16 protein-coding genes are annotated in these 19,989 nt (G+C 62.4%); 8 read left to right on the top strand and 8 right to left on the bottom strand.

Features of this window, described 5'->3' with window-relative positions:
• Positions 1-16 precede the first annotated feature (16 nt).
• From nirB to CIT25_RS09670, 4 genes are all read left to right on the top strand, one after another.
• Positions 17-2,467 carry a nitrite reductase large subunit NirB gene (gene nirB, locus CIT25_RS09685; RefSeq protein ID WP_095485046.1) on the top strand — a complete coding sequence of 817 codons (2,451 nt, stop codon included), beginning with the start codon at positions 17-19 and terminating at the stop codon, positions 2,465-2,467.
• Positions 2,468-2,472: 5 nt separating this feature from the next.
• Positions 2,473-2,802 carry a nitrite reductase small subunit NirD gene (gene nirD, locus CIT25_RS09680; protein WP_095485045.1) on the top strand — a complete coding sequence of 110 codons (330 nt, stop codon included), beginning with the start codon at positions 2,473-2,475 and terminating at the stop codon, positions 2,800-2,802.
• Between the two features lie 2 nt (positions 2,803-2,804).
• A complete protein-coding gene (locus CIT25_RS09675; RefSeq protein ID WP_095484331.1) occupies positions 2,805-5,642 on the top strand; it encodes a nitrate reductase in 2,838 nt (945 codons plus the stop codon).
• A gap of 103 nt (positions 5,643-5,745) precedes the next feature.
• A complete protein-coding gene (locus CIT25_RS09670; RefSeq protein ID WP_095484329.1) occupies positions 5,746-6,231 on the top strand; it encodes a hypothetical protein in 486 nt (161 codons plus the stop codon).
• A gap of 29 nt (positions 6,232-6,260) precedes the next feature.
• Here CIT25_RS09670 and CIT25_RS09665 read toward each other — a convergent pair whose 3' ends face one another.
• Entirely contained in the window at positions 6,261-7,292 is a 1,032-nt protein-coding gene (locus tag CIT25_RS09665; RefSeq protein WP_095484328.1) for a hydroxyacid dehydrogenase, read from the bottom strand.
• Between the two features lie 173 nt (positions 7,293-7,465).
• Here CIT25_RS09665 and CIT25_RS09660 point away from each other — a divergent pair, with 173 nt between their 5' ends.
• Both CIT25_RS09660 and CIT25_RS09655 read left to right on the top strand, forming a co-directional pair.
• On the top strand, positions 7,466-8,905 hold the full coding sequence (locus tag CIT25_RS09660) for an aldehyde dehydrogenase family protein (RefSeq protein ID WP_095484327.1): 1,440 nt from the start codon (positions 7,466-7,468) through the stop codon (positions 8,903-8,905).
• 109 nt (positions 8,906-9,014) lie between these two features.
• Positions 9,015-10,025 carry a hypothetical protein gene (locus tag CIT25_RS09655; RefSeq protein WP_206072933.1) on the top strand — a complete coding sequence of 337 codons (1,011 nt, stop codon included), beginning with the start codon at positions 9,015-9,017 and terminating at the stop codon, positions 10,023-10,025.
• Here CIT25_RS09655 and CIT25_RS09650 read toward each other — a convergent pair.
• The 6 genes from CIT25_RS09650 to CIT25_RS09625 form a co-directional block, all read right to left on the bottom strand.
• The gene (locus tag CIT25_RS09650; protein WP_095484326.1) at positions 9,976-11,550 is read right to left on the bottom strand and encodes a glycosyltransferase; all 1,575 of its coding nucleotides are present in this window, start codon (positions 11,548-11,550) and stop codon (positions 9,976-9,978) included. The genes CIT25_RS09655 and CIT25_RS09650 overlap by 50 nt on opposite strands.
• A gap of 39 nt (positions 11,551-11,589) precedes the next feature.
• Positions 11,590-13,722, bottom strand: coding sequence for a glycosyltransferase (locus CIT25_RS09645; protein ID WP_245329816.1), 2,133 nt, complete (start codon positions 13,720-13,722; stop codon positions 11,590-11,592).
• Between the two features lie 20 nt (positions 13,723-13,742).
• Complete coding sequence (locus CIT25_RS09640; protein ID WP_095484323.1) at positions 13,743-14,393, bottom strand: bifunctional DNA primase/polymerase; 651 nt, start codon at positions 14,391-14,393, stop codon at positions 13,743-13,745.
• A gap of 124 nt (positions 14,394-14,517) precedes the next feature.
• Positions 14,518-15,864, bottom strand: a complete 1,347-nt coding sequence (locus CIT25_RS09635; protein WP_095485044.1) for a glucoamylase family protein — start codon at positions 15,862-15,864, stop codon at positions 14,518-14,520.
• 47 nt (positions 15,865-15,911) lie between these two features.
• Positions 15,912-16,664, bottom strand: a complete 753-nt coding sequence (locus tag CIT25_RS09630; protein WP_095484322.1) for an SDR family NAD(P)-dependent oxidoreductase — start codon at positions 16,662-16,664, stop codon at positions 15,912-15,914.
• A 147-nt stretch (positions 16,665-16,811) separates the two neighbouring features.
• Positions 16,812-17,741 (bottom strand): TIR domain-containing protein, encoded by a 930-nt coding sequence (locus CIT25_RS09625; protein ID WP_095484321.1) that lies wholly within the window; start codon positions 17,739-17,741, stop codon positions 16,812-16,814.
• 122 nt (positions 17,742-17,863) lie between these two features.
• Here CIT25_RS09625 and CIT25_RS36815 point away from each other — a divergent pair, with 122 nt between their 5' ends.
• Entirely contained in the window at positions 17,864-18,205 is a 342-nt protein-coding gene (locus CIT25_RS36815) for a hypothetical protein (RefSeq protein WP_164897573.1), read from the top strand.
• A complete protein-coding gene (locus CIT25_RS09620; protein WP_095484320.1) occupies positions 18,202-19,464 on the top strand; it encodes an O-antigen ligase family protein in 1,263 nt (420 codons plus the stop codon). The genes CIT25_RS36815 and CIT25_RS09620 overlap by 4 nt, the downstream gene beginning before the upstream one ends.
• A gap of 110 nt (positions 19,465-19,574) precedes the next feature.
• On the opposite strand, the gene CIT25_RS38090 is transcribed toward CIT25_RS09620, so the two are convergent.
• Positions 19,575-19,886, bottom strand: a complete 312-nt coding sequence (locus CIT25_RS38090) for an acyltransferase (RefSeq protein ID WP_158302534.1) — start codon at positions 19,884-19,886, stop codon at positions 19,575-19,577.
• Positions 19,887-19,989: the final 103 nt, after the last annotated feature.

Raw genomic sequence — 19,989 nt, 5'->3', positions numbered from 1 at the left:
CGGAGTGGATCAGGATATGACCGAAAAACTCGTCATCATCGGCAACGGCATGGCCCCCGGGCGCATGCTGGAGCATCTCCTGGAAAAGGCGCCTGGGCGCTACCAGGTCACCATCTTCAACGCCGAGCCGCGCGTGAACTACGACCGCATCATGCTGTCGCCGGTTCTGTCGGGCGAAAAGGCCTATGAGGAGATCATCATCCATGGCGACGGCTGGTACATCAAGCACGGCATCACCCTCTACAAGGGCCACAAGATCGTCGCCATCGACCGGCAGGCAAAGACAGTCACCTCCGATCATGGCGTGACCGAGCCCTACGACAAGCTGGTCATCGCCACCGGCTCGGTGCCGTTCATCATCCCGGTGCCGGGCCACGATCTGCCGGGCGTGCTCACCTATCGCGATCTGGACGACGTCCGGGCCATGATGCTTGCCGCCCAGTCGCGGGCCAAGGCTGTGGTCATTGGCGGCGGCCTGCTCGGGCTGGAGGCCGCGGCCGGCCTCAACGCGCAAGGCATGGACGTCACCGTGCTGCACGTCATGCCGACGCTGATGGAGCGCCAGCTCGATCCCGCCGCCGGCTATCTCCTGCAACGCGCGGTTGAAGAACGCGGCATCAAGGTCATCACCAAGGCCAACACCCAGGCGATCACGGGCAACGGCAAGGTCGAGCAGGTGGAACTTGCCGACGGAACCATCATCCCGGCGACGCTGGTGGTCATGGCGGTCGGCATCCGGCCGAACGCCGCAATCGCCAAGGCAGCCGGCATTGCCGTCAATCGCGGCATCGTCGTCGATGCCGGCATGCGCAGCAACGATCCCGACATCTATGCGCTCGGTGAGTGCGCCGAGGTCAGTGGCCAGGTCTACGGGCTGGTCGCGCCGCTCTATGAGATGGCGCGCGTCACTGCCAGCCAACTCGCCGGCGACGAGGCTGCTGCCTTCGTCCATTCGGACACGCCGACCAAGCTCAAGGTCACCGGCATCGAGCTGTTCTCGCTCGGCGATTTCGCCGAGGGCGACGACCGCCAGGAAATCGTGCTGCGCGATGCTTCGGCCGGTGTCTACAAGCGGCTGGTGCTTAGGGATGACCGCATCATCGGCACCGTGCTCTATGGCGAGACGGCCGACGGCGCCTGGTTCAACGACCTCAAGAAGAAGCAGACCGACATATCGGAAATGCGTGACACGCTTATCTTCGGCCAGTCATACCAAGGAGGCGCCTCCCTGGACCCTATGGCGGCCGTTGCAGCCTTGCCGGATGATGCGGAAATCTGCGGCTGCAACGGCGTTTGCAAGGGAAAGATCACCGGCGCGATCACGGCCAAGGGCCTGACCTCGCTAGACGACGTGCGTGCCCACACCAAGGCGTCCGCTTCCTGCGGCTCCTGTACCGGGCTGGTCGAAAAGTTGATGGTGCTGACCATCGGCGACAAATACAATCCGGCGGCTGTGCAGCCGATGTGCGGCTGCACCACGCTCGGCCACGACGAAGTCCGCCGGCTGATCAAGGCCAAGGGCCTGAAGACCATCCCCGCCGTCATGCAGGAGCTGGAATGGACCACTTCCTGCGGCTGCGCCAAATGCCGGCCGGCGCTCAACTACTATCTGGTCTGCGACTGGCCGGACGAGTATGCCGACGACTACCAGTCGCGCTTCATCAACGAGCGCGTCCACGCCAACATCCAGAAGGACGGCACCTATTCGGTGGTGCCGCGCATGTGGGGCGGCGTCACCAATGCCGCCGAACTGCGCGCCATCGCCGACGTCGTCGACAAGTTCGAGATCCCGATGGTCAAGGTCACCGGCGGACAGCGCATCGACATGCTCGGCATCCGCAAGGAAGACCTGCCCGCGGTGTGGGCCGATCTCGGCCAGGCTGGCTTCGTCTCCGGCCACGCCTATGCCAAAGGGTTGCGCACGGTGAAAACCTGCGTTGGTTCGGACTGGTGCCGCTTCGGCACGCAGGATTCGACGGGGTTCGGTGTCCGCATCGAGAAATTCATGTGGGGCTCGTGGACGCCCGCCAAGGTCAAGATGGCGGTCTCGGGCTGCCCGAGGAACTGCGCGGAAGCAACCTGCAAGGATGTCGGCGTGATCTGCGTCGATTCAGGCTACGAGATCCATTTCGCCGGGGCCGCCGGCCTCGACATCAAGGGCACAGAGGTGCTCGGCCTGGTCAAGACCGAGGACGAGGCGCTGGAGCATATCGTGGCGCTGACGCAGATGTATCGCGAGCAGGGCCGCTATCTCGAGCGCATCTACAAATGGGCCAAGCGCATCGGCATCGCCGAGATCAAGCGCCAGATCATGGACGATGGCGAGAAGCGCAAGGCCTATTTCGACCGCTTCGTCTTTTCGCAGAAATTCGCGCAGGTCGATCCGTGGTCGGAACGCGTCTCCGGCAAGGACAAGCACGAGTTCCGGCCGATGGCTTCGGTCGGCTTCGCGCAGGCGGCGGAGTGATCATGATGAACTGGATATCAATCGGCTCGATATCAGACATTCCGCGCCGCGGCGCGCGCTGCGTCGCCACGCCTCAAGGTAAGATCGCGGTCTTCCGCACGGCAGAGGACCAGGTCTTCGCCATCGAAGATCATTGCCCGCACAAGGGCGGGCCGCTCAGCCAAGGCATCGTCCATGGCGCGGCGGTGACCTGTCCCTTGCACAATTGGGTGATTTCGCTAGAGACCGGCAAGGCGCTCGGCGCCGACGAAGGTGCGGTGCGCACCATTCCGGTGCGGATCGACGGCGAGCGTCTGTTCATTGCGCTAGAAGCGCTGGCCAGTCGCGCGGCCTGAGCATGAAGATCGACGAAGCGCGCGAGGTGAGGACCACCTGCCCCTATTGCGGGGTGGGCTGCGGCGTGCTGGCGAAGGTCGCTGCGGACGGTGAGGTGACCGTCCGCGGCGACCCCGACCATCCGGCCAATTTCGGCCGGCTTTGTTCCAAGGGCTCGGCGCTGGCCGAGACGATCGACCTCGACGGCAGGCTGCTCTATCCGGAGATCCACGGTCGCCGCACCGGTTGGGACGAAGCGCTCGACCTCGTCGCGTCGACCTTCTCGCACACCATTGCCGAGCACGGCCCCGATTCGGTCGCCTTCTACGTTTCCGGCCAGTTGTTGACCGAAGACTATTATGTCGCCAACAAGCTGATGAAGGGGTTTATCGGCTCGGCCAATATCGATACCAATTCGCGCCTGTGCATGGCCTCATCGGTTGCCGGCCACCGCCGCGCCTTCGGCTCCGACATGGTGCCGGGCAGTTATGAGGATCTGGAACTCGCCGACCTCATCGTGCTGGTCGGCTCCAATCTCGCCTGGTGCCATCCGGTGCTCTACCAGCGCATCGCCGCCGCCCGTGAAAAACGGCCCGAGATGAAAGTGGTGCTGATCGACCCGCGCCGCACCATGACATCGGATCTCGCCGACATGCATCTGGCGATCGCGCCGGATGGCGATGTCGCGCTGTTCACAGGGCTGCTCGCCTATCTCGGCCAGCATAACGCGCTCGACCGCACCTATATCACGGCGCACACGACCGGCTTCGGGCAAGCCCTTTTCGCCGCCTCGGCGCTCGACCTTGCCGGTATCGCCGCTGCCACGGACTTGAGCGAGGACGAGCTTGGCCGCTTCTACAGCCTGTTTGCCGCGACTGACAAGACGGTGACCGTCTACAGCCAGGGCGTGAACCAGTCGTCCTCGGGCACCGACAAGGTCAACGCCATTATCAACTGTCATCTCGCCACCGGCCGCATCGGCAAGCCCGGCGCCGGGCCGTTTTCGGTGACCGGTCAGCCCAACGCCATGGGCGGTCGCGAGGTTGGCGGCATGGCCAACATGCTGGCTGCCCATATGGAGATCGAAAACCCCGAACATCGCGACCGCGTGCAGCGCTTCTGGGACGCGCCGACTGTGGCCGAAAAACCCGGCTTGAAGGCGGTCGAGATGTTTCAGGCTGTGGCCGACGGGCGCATCAAGGCGCTGTGGATCATGGCGACCAACCCGGTCGATTCGATGCCGGATGCCGATGCCGTCGAGGCGGCGATCAAGGCTTGCCCGTTTGTCGTGGTGTCGGATGTGCTGGCCAAGACCGACACGGTCCGCCACGCCCATGTCCGCCTGCCCGCCGCAGCATGGGGCGAGAAGGACGGCACCGTCACCAATTCTGAGCGCCGCATCTCGCGCCAGCGCGCCTTTTTGGCCACGCCCGGCCAGGCAAGAGCCGACTGGTGGATCGTCGCCGAAGTGGCCAAGCGGATGGGTTTTGGCGAAGCGTTTTCGCATGCGTCGCCAGGGGAGATTTTTGCTGAGCACGCCGCGCTGTCGGCATTCGAGAATGACGGCGCGCGCGATTTCGATATAGGCGCGTACGCCGGGACCGATGGAGAAGACTACGACGCGCTGGTGCCTTTCCAATGGCCAGCGCCGAGCCCAGGCACCCCCCTCTGGCCTGCCGGCCATCTCCCCCTCAAGGGGGGAGATCAGCCTGCTGCTCGGCTTTCGCCAGTCTCCAAGGTTGATGAGTGGGCGCAGCCGGCAAAACCGCCAATCTCCCCCCTTGAGGGGGAGATGGCCGGCAGGCCAGAGGGGGGTGTTCAAGCTGGACGTAGCTCACCCAGCACCCGCTTCTTCGCCAATGGCGGCTACTACACACCCGACCGCAAAGCGAAGTTCATCGCCGTCCGCCCGACAGCGCAAACCCGCACCAGCCCGGAGTATCCACTAATCCTCAACACCGGCCGCGTCCGCGACCACTGGCACACCATGACGCGGACTGGCAAGAGCCAGCGCCTGTCCCAGCACATGGCCGAGCCCTTCGTCGAAATCCACCCGGCGGATGCGCAGCACTTCGGCATCGGCGATGCCGACATCGTGCGCGTCTCGACTGCGCATGGCGAGGTGCTGGTTCGCGCGCTGGTGACAGCGCGGCAGCGGCCAGGCTCGGTCTTCGTGCCGATGCACTGGACGGACCAGTTCTCAGCGCGCGCTCGCGTCGATGCGCTGGTGGCGCCCATCACCGATGCTATTTCAGGCCAGCCGGCTTCGAAGAATGTTGCTGCCCGCGCGGAACGCTTCGCTGCTGCCGCCTTCGGCTTCGCCGTGTTTGCCGAACGGCCGGCCTCGATCGACGCTGATTATTGGAGCCTCGCCCGCTGCGCCGCCGGCTGGCGCCTCGAGCTTGCGCTGGAAGCCGGCCGGGACTGGCCGGCTTTCGCAGGCTCGCTTTTCGGGACGGACGCGCAAGGCGAGACGCTCGCCTATCATGACGTCACCGGCGGGAACTATCGCTTTGCCCGCTTCGCCGGCAGCCGGCTGGCTGGCGCGCTCTATCTTGCGCCCAAGCCGGTCGCGGTGTCGCGCAGCTGGGCGGTGGAGCAGTTGAGCGCGGACCATGCCGATCGGCGCGGGCGGCTGGCGATCGTCGCCGGGCGGCCGGGCGGCAATCGCGCCGACCGGGGCGCCATCGTATGCTCCTGCTTCGGAGTTGGCGCCAATCAGATCGCGGAAGCGGTGCGCGGCGGCTGCAGCAGCGTCGAAGCGATCGGCGCCACCCTGAATGCCGGCACCAATTGCGGCTCCTGCCGCGCCGAGATCAGGACCATCATCGAGGCGCGACGCCTTCAAGCGGCGGAGTGATTGCGTCGAGGAACTCTGTCACGCCGGGCCTCGACGCTTACCAGCAATTTACAAACCATGGGCTACGAACGTCCTTATTCGATTCGTTCCGAACAGGACCCTCATGAGCAAAGCCCTCACTTCATTCGCATTGGTCGCCATATTGACGGCTTTGCTAATGGCGCTCAGCCTGGCAGTGGCCCAGCATGGCTATCCCTATGGTGCGATCGGCGCAAAACGCCTGGACGACGTCGCCGATGCCGGGACGTTTATCCCGCTTGCATCGGTCTATTTCTTCAGCGCGCTGCTGATGATGATCCTGCCGATCAGGGCCGCCAGCGTCGTCCTGACGAACGCCGCGGATGCGATCTTCTGGACAGTCGTCGTGTTGTTCGCAGCCATCATTGGCTGCCTCGCCGCCAGATGGGCTTTCGATCGAAGCAATATCCTGCCTGCGCTGCTGAACTGGCGCTTTCTGTTTGTCGCAGCAGTCGTCGGCTGCCATCTCTTCATGAACGAGCTGCGCCGCAACATCCTGCTGAGAAGTCTGTTCTTTGTCGTCTTCGCCGCAGCGACGCTGGCCTGCCTGTTCTGGTCGTTCACCATCTGAGAAACCCGTGCAGGCGTTGGCTTGACGGCTCAGTTCTTGTCGACCGGCTTCGAACGCATCCGCGACACCGTCTCGCGTTCGGCCCGCTTCGAACGCATCGGCGGCAGGCCGCGGTCGATCAGATCCATGTCTTCCAGCACCATGTCGCCCATGCGCTTGAAGGCGATGTCGAGCGCGCCGGCCCGGTGGGCGGAGCGCAGGAAGCCGGGCAGCGTGCGCACGGGATGATCCTGCGCCAGCGGCTCTTCCGGAAACACGTCGCTGGCGGCGACGATATGACCGCTGCGAACGGCCTCCATCAGCGCCGGAAAATCGACCACGCCGGCACGGCTGAGCAGGACGAAGGCGGCTCCTTTGCGCATTCTGGCAAAGGCTTCAGCGCCGAGAAAACCCTGGTTTTCGCTGGTCACAGAAGCGACGACGAAAACGAAATCGCTGGTCGACAGAACCGCGTCGAGTGTAGCCGGCTCGACGCCGTTCTCGATGAGGATCGACGGCGGCAGCCACGGATCGAAGACTTTTGTTCGCGTGCGAAAGCCCGACAGCAGCCGGTTGAGCGCACGGCCGAGATCGCCGAAGCCGATGATGCCGACATCCGCGCCGGACAGAAGCCGCGCCGTCCGGTTGCCGTCGCCGCCCCAAAGTTCCTTGCCCTGCCGGAAGGCGAGATCGGCGTCGACGATGTCGCGGGCGAGGTTGAGCGCCAAGGCAAGGCCGAGCTCGGCAACGGGTTCGGCGAACACCAGGCCGGTGGTGACGACATGGATGCCGCGCGTAAACAGCGTCTCATACGGCATGTTGTTGATGAGGTTGCTTTCGACATTGAAGACGCAGCGCAGCGCCGTCATTCTTTCCAGCGTCTCCGGCGCGATCGGCGGCTGGCCGACAATGTAGCGCGCCTCGGCGAGCACGTCGGCCGGCAGGGCCGCGACGCCTTCGGGCGACGTTTCGACGATACGATATTTGGCACGGAATCTCGCCAGTGCCTCGGGTGTGAAAATCAGGTCGAGCGTGCGTGGCTCGGGCGCGCTGATCACCAGCGGCAACGCGCTGTCGGACATGGCAGTTCCTCCTGGCGCGATCCGCGTCGCACACACACTAAAGTCATGGTTTACCACCTAGACACCTAACACATGCCTGTCGAGGAGGAGAACTTTGCCGTCGGCGGCCTTGCAGTGTGGCGGCCGGTAGTCCAGATAGACGGCAATCGAAGGACGACAAGGAAGACAGCGATATGACCCCGTTTCGAAAGAACCTCATCGATGGCGAGTGGGTTGGCGATGCCGGCTCCCGCAACATCAACCCGTCCAATCTCGACGACGTGGTCGGCGAATATGCGTCGGGCGACGCCGAGCAGGCCCGGCAGGCCATCGCGGCGGCGAAAGCGGCATTTCCGGCATGGTCGCGATCGGGCCTGCTGGCACGCCATGCGGTGCTGAGGAAGGCGTCGGACGAGATCACCGCGCGCAAAGATGAAATAGGCCGGGCGCTGGCGCGCGAAGAAGGCAAGACGCTGGTCGAGGGCGTTGGCGAGACCGTGCGCGCCGCCCAGATCTTCGATTTCTTTGCAGGTGAGGCGTTGCGCCTGTCGGGCGAGCAGGTTCCAAGCGTGCGGCCGGGCGTCGGTGTCGAGATCACGCGGGAGGCGGTCGGCGTCGTCGGCATCATCACGCCGTGGAATTTCCCGATCGCTATCCCGGCGTGGAAGATCGCACCAGCCCTGGCCTACGGCAACACCATCGTCTTCAAACCGGCCGATCTGGTTCCGGAGAGTGCCTGGACCATTGTCGACATCCTGCATCGCGCCGGCCTGCCGAAGGGTGTGCTCAATCTCGTCATGGGCAAGGGTTCGGTGGTCGGCCAGGCCATGCTCGACAGCCCCGACCTCAATGCCATCACCTTCACCGGTTCGGTCGGCACCGGCAAGCGCGTGGCTGCCGCGAGCGTCGAGCACATGCGCAAGTTCCAGCTCGAAATGGGCGGCAAAAACCCGCTTGTCGTGCTCGACGATGCAGATCTTGCCGTCGCCGTCGACTGCGCCATCAACGGCGCATACTTCTCGACCGGCCAGCGCTGCACGGCATCGTCCCGCCTGGTCGTGACGGACGGCATCCATGACCGCTTCGTCGACGCGATGAAAGATCGCCTGGCTAAGCTGGTCGTCGGCGACGCTCTCGATGCGAAAACCCAGATCGGACCGGTGGTCGACCAGAGCCAGTTGAAACAGGATGAAGACTATATCGCCATCGGCCGCCAGGAAGGCGCCGATCTGGCCTTCGGCGGCGAGCGGCTCGATCGCGAAACCCGGGGCTTCTACCTGCAACCGGCGCTGTTTACGCAAGCCACCAACGCCATGCGCATTTCACGCGAGGAGATCTTCGGACCGGTCGCCAACGTCATCCGCGTCAAGGACTATGACGAGGCGCTGGCGGTGGCCAATGACACGCCGTTCGGGCTGACGTCGGGCATCTGCACGTCGAGCCTCAAGCACGCCACACATTTCAAGCGCAATTCGGAGGCCGGCATGGTGATGGTCAATCTGCCGACGGCGGGCGTCGACTTCCATGTGCCTTTCGGCGGACGCAAGGGATCGAGCTACGGTCCGCGCGAGCAAGGCCGCTATGCGGCGGAGTTCTACACTACGGTGAAGACCGCCTATACGTTCGCCGGCTAATAAAGCCGGCAGAGCGGGTGCACGGGCGAGCATGCCCGTGCCCACGTTGCAACGGCGCTGATGCCTGGGCTAATGCTTGCAGATGGGCAGGTTTCGTCGGCTAAAGCTCTTGCAAAAGGCGGTTCATTCCGCCGCGCTGCCCTTTCTTCGCGTTCCGCCGCTGTTATGGTCTAAGGGCATCGGGCAGTTTTGCGATTTTGCCGGTCCACGCTGGTATCGATACGCACCGACCGAATCGGCACAGACGGAGGCCTTCTTCCGCAAGCACTATAGCGGTGCATATGGCGTGGTCTGGCTACGCCTGAGCACCCGGGCCAGGGAATTGCGTGTCTGCGATCTCGACACTTTCGTGGAAGTGGCCCTGCCGACCATCAAGGCGCCGTTCGCGCTGGTGACAACGGATGGCGATGCGTCGGTGCCGTCAAATCTCGCGAAAAATACCGTCGATCGGCTTCTCGCCAATCCTTTCCTGGTGTCCTGGTGCAGCCAGAACTGCGTCGGCGATCACCCCAAGCTCAAACCTTTCCCGATCGGCCTCGATCTTCACACCATGCGTGGCTTTACCACGCCCGGACAGCTTGCGAGGCTTCTCGAAACCATTCGCCTTCGGCAGGACGCGCCGGACCGTCGCCCGCTCAGAATATTCTGTGATCTCAACTTGAGCAGGGGTCCCAGGGAGCGACGGGATCAGGTCGATGCCCTGAAGGGGTGCCCGCATGTTGATTTTCTTGACAGGCGGCTATCGCAGCACTCGATCTGGGAGCGCTATTCACAGTACCCGCTGGTCGTTTCGACGGCTGGAAGCGGCCTCGACTGCCACAGGACGTGGGAACTGCTGTATCTAGGCTGCATCGTGGTGACCAGGACGTCGCCGCTCGATCCTCTCTATGAAGGGCTGCCCGTCATCATAGTCGACGATTGGCGGCAGGTTCGGGACCCCGAAATGATGCGACAATGGGTCAGCCAGGTCGCGCATCTGACCGATCGCGATTACGTCTGGCAAAGGCTGCGGCCGCGAGCCTATCTGGAACCGATCCGGCAGGAGCTCGAACAGCGTCGATCGGCCTTAATCACCACGGAACGTGGAGTATCTCAAGCTTGGGGAGACCGACGGGCCTGATGCCCAGATCGTTGGCGAGGGCGCCAAAGCCTTCGGTTTCGATGAGATCGCGGTAGGGAATTTCCGGGAATCGAAGACCGCCACGATGCAAGGCGGCGTCGACAAGAAGCATGGTTCCGCCGACCCCATCGAGACCGATGCTTTCGAGATGCCGAACATCGCTAAGGTGAAGGCGGCCTATGGAATAGGCAGGCGGCTGGTAAAGGCCGCCGCGTATTTCACGATAGTAGCGATAGTTCTTTTCCGGCTGGGTGGTGACGAAACTGTTGAGGTCGAAGCTGTCGCCGCCGGCGATCTTCACGCAGTTGGGAACCGCGATCCGATGCCCGCTTCCGATCAGCCGATTCACGACATCGCTTGGAAATCGCCACACATCGATGTCGATCCACAGCGCCCAATCGTCGTCCGCATCCAGCCCATGATCGATCAGGTGGTTGCGCACCTTGGCAATGGCGCCCCGTCTCTCGCGTTGCTGTCGCGGTTTCGTTCGCTTCGCCCGATCGAGGCGCGTGCCCAGACGCTTTTGCAGCAGGACGACGCCACGATAGCTGCCGGCAAGCGGCGCCACTGCCGCCTGCAATCTTTCCCAGCTTCCGTCCGAACTGTCGCCCTCGCAGAAGACCAGCTTGATCCTGTCCTTAGGGTAGTCGAGCGCCTGCAGCGCATCGAGGAACGGCTGGATATGGTCGGCGGCATCGCGCAGCGGCACCAGAATGGCGAGATTCGGGCCTGACGGCGGCGATGCCGAAAGCGCCGCCTGGCTGACGCTCGCTTTCGCCGCGGCCTCGTCCAGATGTGCGCCGCGTGTCAGATGGTGCCACAGCCGGTAGGCGTGGTTGCGGACTTTGTCGCGCCGCCGCGTTGCCGGCCGCGCCGTCCACCATGTGCCCGCCCAGTGATGGATCGACAGCGTCAGCGCTCCGCTGCCGGCTGGCATGTCCGTGCGCCCGGCCGAGTCCACCGGCGTGAACAAGGAGGAGCCGTGTATGGCGAAGGCCGCCTGGTCGCCATAGCCGAGCTGCGCGGAGGTCAGCACACAGGGGCCTGTCGCGTCGAGCGCTTCCTTGGCATGGACCAGCCCCGGCAACAGCGACAAGACCTGCAGCCAGAAGGGATGCCGGGGCGGGCTCGCCATCGTGCCGTTGAACAGCAAATAGGGCAGGCCGCGAAACTTTGCCTGGACGAGCGCGTGCGTATCCGGTTCCTTACAGAGCACGATCCGATCCTCGTTCATGATCGGATCGAAAGCGGCGACGCATTCGCAGTCGATGTCGGCGTAGACGCCGCCAAAATGGTACAGGAGCAGATAGCGTGCCGCATCGGCGCGCAGCACACCATGTGAATAGCTGCAAAAGATCGACAGGAAATCCGGATAGTGCTCGGCGATGAACTCGAGCAGCCTCCGGTCGCTCCAGAACATCGTCGTCCAGCCGGGATGGTGCCGTTTCCAGCTTTCGACATACCCCTGGAAGCGGGCAGGGACGCTGTCGGTCTTCCACGTCTGGTGCAGGATGGGCGGGATCATCGGGGGCTCATCGATCGGTGATTGGAAAAAGCGTGGGTGTCATGTGCCGGCATCGTCCAGCCCAAAGCCGCCGCCGACGGCATTGCGGACGGCTTCAGGGCCGAACCTGGACCATGCCGCTTGATGCGCGCGAGCGCGCTGGCTCGCCATGCGCCTGCGGTCCAGACAAAGTTCGATGGCCATGTCGGCAAGCCTTTCATCCGAATCCGATAGAAGCACCTCTTCATTGTCGACCAGGTCCAGGCCCTCGACCGCCAGCGGCGTCGCAATCACCGGAATGCCCCAGGCCATTGCTTCGAGAGCCTTGATGCGCGTGCCGCCGCCTGCCGAAAGCGGGATGATGCTGAGATGCGCGCGCGACAGCAGTGGCCCCATATCGTCCGGATTTTCGACGAGGTCCACGCCTTGCAGTCCGGTCAGAGCTTTCACGGCCGGCTTGGGGTATCGGCCGGCGAGAACCAGTCTTGCGGTCGGCAGTCTTTGCCGGATGCGCGGCAGGATGGTGGCGGCCAGCCGCTCGGCGGCATCGATGTTTGGCTTGTATCCGAGATGCCCGACAAACAGGATCATCGGAAAGCCCCCGTCGGTCGCGGCCTCGACCGGCAGGTCGACGGGGCTGTCTTCGAAACGAGGGATGCCGTTCGGCACGATGTCGATCGGCACCTTGCGCGGCGAAAGTGCCGCTAGTCTTTCGTGGTCCTGCCTCGAGCAGACCCAGGCTCTGTCGACGATGGCGAGCGCCTTTCTTTCGAGGCGCCTGACGCCAAAGGCGGCGGCGACGGCAGGCATCGATCTTGCATCGTCGGCGCGATGCAACTGTCCCGCCAGGTCCGACTCGACATTGTGCATGTCGAGAATGAGCTGCCCGGCCAATGGCCGCAAGGGCCGTAGCAGTTTGAACAGCCCAATGCCCTCGACCACGATGCTGTCGGGGGAGAATTCGCGAACGATAGCCTCGAGACGCGCCAGCGCGGAGCGAGGAATTCGGTTCTCGGCACGGATCCTCCACCAGCCGATCGAAGCCGTGCGGGCTTCCCCCTCGATGGTCAAGGCAGCCGTTTGAATGCGGGGATCGGCCGGTTTCGACGGATCGGCCTGCGGCCGGACCGAGACAAGGCAGACTGGCCCGAATTCTGCTGCGGCCACGGCGTTGCGATGGTTCCTGAGATCCGCGCCCGAGGCAGGAGGGAAAGCCGGATCGTAGGACAGCACCAGCGTGCGCCGCTCTTTGCCGTGGTTGGGGGTGGTAAACCTTGCATCCGGACTACGTTTTTCAGTCATTGCTCCGAACTGGATACGGGCGCTGTACTGCAATGCCTTCCAGCTCCGGCCGGATGCTTTGTGGGCGCGAACGGCCCGCATCATGCCCGCCGCATCGGCGTATCTTTTGTGCTTGATGAGCTGTCGTGAAATCCGCTGCGCGATCCAGGACTTTCGCCATTGAAGGGCCTCCCGCTCGACGCCCGATCCAGCCAGCCGGTCCAGTTCGAGCGCAATGGCAAGAAACGTCCTGCGCGGCGCAAGAATGAAACGCTGCGCCATTCTCGTTTCGTCGTGGTGGTAGAGCAGCACCGGAGCCGAGACGATCGCCACATCGAAGCGTGCGAGCAGCGCCACCCAGTAGCATGTGTCTTCGTCGAGGCCGATCGCTTCCGGAAAGCGGATCGTGGCCGTCGCTGATGTCGCGACCAGCGCGCTTCCCATGGCGATCGGCCAGAGCTCGTTGAGAAGATATCGCCTGGTGTTTTGGGCTCTGTCGCTGGTGTATCCGTGCGGGGTCTTGAGCTTGTCCGGCCGCCCGTTCGTGCGACGGATGCTGGCCCCGATCGACAGGCCAGCTTCGGGATTGCGCAGGAGCGCGTCATATAAAAGCGACAGGCCTCCCTCCATCAACTCGTCATCCGCATCGAGGAAGAATATGGATTTGCCCCTGGCCCGCGCAATTCCGACATTGCGCGCAGCACCGGCGCTGCCGAGGTTGACGCTGACGACCTCCAGCGGCAATCCGTATCGTTGCGCGCTTCCGATCGCGGCAGACGCGGTCTGATCGTCGGAACCGTCATCGACCAGAAGGATCTCGCCGATCAGATCTCTGTCTGAGATCAGGCTGCGCAGCGTCGCATCGATCGTCGCGGCAGCATTCCTTGCCGGGATGACGACCGTGACGTCCAATCGCGTTTCCTCTGATTTACTCACTGCCGCTCGAAAAAACCGCGGTTTCGCACACGATCATAATAATGCTTGAGCAGCGAGACCGGGCGCAACGAAAGACTGGCGAGGTTCTCGACCAGCTGCGGTTTGACATCGAACGGCGACTGGTTCTCCAACCAGCTATAGGAGGATCCGTCCTTCAGCACCGAGGGACTGCCGACCACGTAACCGCCAAGCGCCTTGGCATGGCCGACCCGACGCATGCCGAAATGCAGGCTGGATGACACGGTCGGTTCACGTGTCCTCAGATAGACGTGGAAGCCGTTGGGCGACCTTGCGACCGGTGTGTGCTTTGCAATTTCACCATGGATGCCGAACCAGCCGCGATATGCGGCGGCGTTGTCGAAATCCAGGATCAGCAGGTTGGAAAATCCTCCCAATATGCCGACATTTCCGGCGAAGTCTCGAAACCAGCGCTCGATGTCTCCGCCGGTCGGTGGTTTCTGCGACAGCTGGAACGCAATGGAACAGAAGGCGAGTTCCTTCAGATCCTTGCGCCGGGTCTGCAAATGCAGCGGATCATACCCCATGGCCTCGAGGTCGAGATGCTTGCCGCCGGCACGAAGCGGCAGGCATATGTAGCCCTGCGCCAGCAGCCGGACCGCATAGTCGGTTTCTATTTTAGGCAACATCCAGAAATGTTCCGCCCCCGTGCCATTCCATTTCAATCTTCTTTAGCCGAATAGCACTTTCGTCAAGCGTTCGATGCGGCGCGGTCGCCTGGCGCCTGCCAGGTTGCGAGCGATCCCTGTTGAATCACCCGACATGGTGGCCGGCCTGGGCAGCGGCGGCGGGCTGCGACAGCCAGCCGCCGCTGAACCCGGCCTTGCTCAGGCCGCGACGGATATGCGGGCTCGACCGCATCAGGTCCCAGATCAGGCGCGAGCGGTGGTTTTCGATCATCAGCACGGCGATACCCTGGTCCAGTCCGTAATGCGCATCCGATATCCAGCCGCTCGGCCCGAACTTCCGCCGGTTCGCCAGCGTCGGGTTGAAGCCGCTCGGCATCCTGAAGCCGTCGATCACCTCAGGATGGCGTTCTCTGAGATGGCGCAGCGCCGGCAGGCAGATTTCCGGCGCGAAGGGCAGCGATGCGAGATACGACCACGGCGCTATCGTTCCGTCGTCGGGGCCGAACGGCGCGCCGCGCGCCGCATAGCCGGAAAATTTGCGCGGCCGCCGCTCGATCCGCGCGCGGAAGTTGCCGGGTCCGTCACCCGCCGAAAGGCCCCAAAGTCCTTCGCCGTAGCCGTCATAGCCGGAGGGGTTGTGCCGCGCATAGTCCCGGTGAAGGTAGGTCGCGCGGCGGCTGTTTTCGAAATAGTCCGAGTTCTTTTCCCGCATGAACGCATCCCGTATGCCGTCGAAGTCGATCCAGGCATGCGAGAACTGGTGCATGAACAGCGGGCCGCCATAGAGCACGTCGTAGCCGTAGATGTTTTCCCACTGATATGTCGCCGTCCAGCCGGCATAAATGTCGTCCGAGGCTGGCTTGTCGGGGGCGGCCATTGCCAGAACGTAGAGCACCGTCGCTTCATTGTAGCCTTCCCAGCCATAACGCAGAAAGCCGCTCTTCGGCTTCCAGCCCTGCCGCAAGGTCGAATTGCTGCCTTGCGCCCATCGCCAGTCGACGCGCCGGTAGAGCACTTCCGCCATCTCGCGGATTTCGGTTTCTTCGTCATTGTCGCCCGTGAAATAGGCGCTGGCCACGAGAACGCCGGCCATCAAAAGCGCCGTGTCCACCATCGACAATTCGCATCGCCAGGCGCGCAAGCCGGTCTGCATGTCGAGGAAATGGTAATAAAAGCCCTTGTGGCCGGTGACGCCGTCGCCATTGCCTTGCCGGCTGTTCCAGAAGAAGCGCAGTGCTGCAAGCGTCAGCCTCACGGCTGCGTCTCGCGTCATCCAGCCACGCTCGACCCCGACCGGATAGCAGGACAGGGCGAAGCCGACGACCGCAATGCTTGCCGGCCAATTTGGCCGCGAGGTGTCGGCGACCAGCCCGTTCTCCGGGTTCACGGTTTCCAGGAAATAACCGAAGGCCGCGCGCTGGAAGCGGTCGAGCAGATCTTCATCGGACAGTGGAGGTTCGACCCTAAGCAAACGACGTGAACTCCAGTCGGCCGACGGCAGATCGCGCCTGACGTGCTTCAATAGGTGGCCCGGCCGCCGGAGACGTCGAAGACGGCAGCCGTCGTGAAGGAGCATTCCTCGGAAGCGATCCATGAGATTAGTGCCGCCACCTCCTCGACCTCGCCAAACCGCGCCATCGGTATCTTCGACAGCATGAAGTCGATGTGCTGCTGGCTCATCTGCTGGAAAATCGCGGTGCGCACGGCCGCCGGCGTGACGCAGTTCACCGTCACCTTGGTCTTGGCCAGCTCCTTGCCCAGCGATTTGGTCAGGCCGATCACTGCCGCTTTTGACGTGCTGTAGGCTGAGGCATTCGGGTTTCCCTCCTTGCCGGCGATCGAGGCGATGTTGACGATCCTGCCGTAATTGCGCTCGAGCATATGCGGAACCAGCGCCTTGTTGCAGAAGAAGACGCCGTTGATGTTGATGTCGATGACCCGGCGCCAGTCCTCCACCGGATAGTCCCAGGTCGTCATGTTCGGTCCGGTGATGGCGGCGCTGGTGACCAGGATATCGACCGCGCCAAGGGCATCGATCGTCCGCCGGGCGGCCTGTTCGACCGCCACGGGATCGGCGACGTCGACAGTCACGCCATGCAAATCGGCAATGACAGCCTTGGCCTGCTCGATCTGGGTGGGGTCGCGATCCCAGACGCAAACGCGTCCGCCCTCTTCAACGATTCTCTGCGCGACAGCCAGGCCGATGCCTGAGGCGCCACCGGTGATCACGGCCGATCGTCCGGAAAACCGTCCCGCAAAACTCATCGTCATGTGTTCATCCTCCCAATCGGCGGCAAATGTGAAGTCAGCGACGGAGAAGTTCAAGCCGGAGTCTGGAGCCTCCGAACAGCTTCGTGGTGGGCCAGGAGCAGGCGGTTGAGAAGCCCCTCCTGGCTGCTACTCTCCCACGCGCGCAGTTCAGACGTTCTTGATCGACTTCCAATGGCTCAGCCGCTCTGCGATCAACTCCACACGCCGCTGATTGTCGCGGCCGTCCAGGATGCTTAAGTCCTCAGGAGCGGCGCGCAGATAGACACCGGAGGTGCGCGCGTTCAGTTTTGGCGGTGTGTCGGCTCGTGTGGTGAAGTACCCGGACGCGCGATCGGCGGACTCCAGCCGGATCTCTCCTGTCCCGTACAACTGCGACGCGTTCGCGTCCAAGGGTCGTTCTCCATTCCAAAAGTAGAAGATGCCGGGAGGCTCCTTTCTCTCCTTTACCGCTTCGCTCCAGTATCTGGCTGACAGACTGCCATTCTCTTGCCATGAGCGACCGGTCAGCTCCAGCGCGCCATCGCGGTCTCGCGAGATACGCAAGAGGCTCACGGCGGACGGCTCCTTTACGGTCCGTTCCGACAGGGAAAATTGCCACCAAAGGCCCTCTATCCGGGCGACACGACTTTCATTCTCGATCGCATTCCGAAGCTTTTGGTTGATCGCCCTCATCTCCGCGCCGGTCGTCGCCTCGCCATACCTTACGGAGGTGAGACCGAGGAGATCGCTTGGAAGCTTGGAGCCATTGGCATGGAGGATGAACGTCCGGCGCATTCCAAGGACTCCGCCGAAAAGGCCGGCCTCGAAAACCACATTGTCTCGTGGAGAAGCTTGAGCGGATGCCGTCGCAGACGATGCCGGCTGGCTCACACTGGTCCAATCGTCTTGAGCGAACACGAAAGCGGCGAAGTCGACTTCACGCGTAAGCTCGAGGAGGCGCCCCAGGGTGGTTGTCCCAGGATTGAAGGACGTCGTCCAGGGTTCCACATGCGCGATGTCTTCAAGACCGCGTGTCAGCGCCTGCAGCAGTTTTTTCTGCTTCCCCGACGAGCCCAGGAAGATTCGAGGTTTGTCCATCCGTTTGCTCCAACCCAGCAGATCGGGGGACCAGCGTCTGCCAATTATCCTGCGGTCATTGGTCTGATTGTCCCCGAAATAGGGTACGCGGAGGGTCTCATTTATTGCAACGGATGCAATGAATGCCGGCTGCTATTTTTCGTCAGGTGCTGGAAGAAAAACAGTTCCGCGGTGGTGATGCCAAACCGCTCATAAATGCGGCGGCGATGGTTCTTGACAGTGCCGACGGTGATGCTCAGCCGTTAGGCAATGTTTGCGGCCACAGCTGGCTGCGCGCTCGGTTCTTGCCCGGCCTATCGGTCTTTCACCGCTCGCCTTGGGCATCCTTATGGCTGTTTTTGCCTCATTTGGGTGACAGGCTGCGGGGGATGGGTTATATTGCACTGCACAACGGAAGCGCCCGCGCTTGGCGCGGCGGCAAATCGGCATTGAACTGCATGGACGGGAATCCGCTACCGAGATGAAGATTCCAAAATCTCTGTTGGTCGACCCGGAGAAGAACACGGTCTACGGTACATTTGCTGTTGCCATCTCCATTTGGGCGTTCTCCTACTCCTCCGTCTTCGGCCAGATCCTGATCCTGGCCTATTATGCGGTCTGGCTCCCCCTCATCCTGGTGGACTACCGGCGGCTGTTGCGACATGTATCCAGCGCATGGCTCCCGCTGGCGTTTGCCATCTACGTCTGCCTGTCGGTGTTCTGGTCGGATGCTCCCGGCATCACGTTGAGGACGGCAGTCCAATATTGCTCCCATATCGCCTGCGCCTACATCGCGGCGCGCACCGTCAGCGTCCGAACGTTGACGATAGGCTCGCTGATCGGGATTTTTCTCGTCCTGCTCTATTCGCTCATGGTCGGGGGTTATTCCTATGACGTTCTCGACGGGACGTACAATTTCGTCGGCGCATTCAGCTCCAAGAACCAGATCGGCTTTGTCGCATCGCTGGGTGTCTACTTCTGCGTTGTCTTCCTGGCTTTTCTCAGGCGCGGCCGAATAAGCCTTTTCTTGACGGCGCCCGTCATCGCCCTGTCGGCCTATCTGCTGGTCATTGCGCATTCGGCCACCTCTATGGCTTCGATACCGGCAGTTCTCGCTCTGGTGGCTCTGCTTGCCATGGCCAAGAAGCTTTCGCTCCGCTATCGACGGGTGATTTTCCTGGTCGGCACATGCGGGCTGATCGCGGTCACCCTGGTTGCCTTTGCGGGACTTCTGGATTTCGTCCTTGGCGTCTTCGGGAAGGATTCCACGCTCACCGGACGGACTTATCTCTGGGAGCAGGGCTGGGAGGCGGCGCAGCAAGCGCCGATCCTCGGCGTCGGCTATGCGGGCTATTGGGTGCAGGGTTTTGCCGAGGCCGAGCGGCTTTGGAACGAATTCTACATCACAACCCGAAGCGGCTTCCACTTCCACAATACCTATATCGAAGCCCTCGTCGAGCTTGGCTATGTCGGGGCGACGCTGATTTCGCTGATCATCGTGCGCACGCTGTGGGGCCACATATCGGCGTTGATATTCAGGACGTGGCAAGCCGAGTCTGTGATTCTTGCCGGCGTGATGGTGCTTCTGTTCATCCGGTCCTTCGTCGAGGTCGAGACCCTCAACCCCTACATCATGGGCTCCTTCCTCCTGTATTACAGCTACTTCAAGCTGGTGAGGGTGTTAGTCGCCCGTCCCCGGTGGACCGCGGCCAACCTCGCGGAACCAGAAACCGCAAGGGGCTAAGCAAAGCGCTAAATGTCACCTAGAGCAATTCCAGGAAAAGTGTGCAGCGGTTTTCCGTCCGGAATTGCGCGAAAACAAACAGCTCTAGCTTTTCGTCTATCAAAATGAGATCAAAAACGAATATAATCTTGGGGCGCCACTATTTCGCGAATTATTCGGGCAGGATTTCCTGCAACCAAGCTTCGTGGCGGTGCACTTTTGGTGACCACAGAGCCGGCTCCAATTACGCTATGATCCCCGATTTCCACCCCAGGTAGGATTATTGAATTTCGGCCTATCCAAACATTATCACCAATTAGGACAGCTTTCGCTTTAACACCGGCACCATCTTCGACCTCATGATAGTTTGAGTCTTGGATTACAACCGAATCGCCAATAAGGCATCTTTTTCCGATGCTTACTGCGACTGATGCGTCGATCATGACTCCGCTGTTTATAAAAGATTTAGAGCCAATTGACAGGCTTGCGTTCCGGCGTGCATGAAACCAGGAACGTGACCCCAGCCCTCGAAACGAAACGCGAGAG

It is taken from the genome of Mesorhizobium mediterraneum, from assembly GCF_002284565.1.
GTDB classification, from domain to species: Bacteria; Pseudomonadota; Alphaproteobacteria; order Rhizobiales; family Rhizobiaceae; genus Mesorhizobium; species Mesorhizobium mediterraneum.
This window is presented reverse-complemented; position numbering and strand designations above follow the sequence as displayed.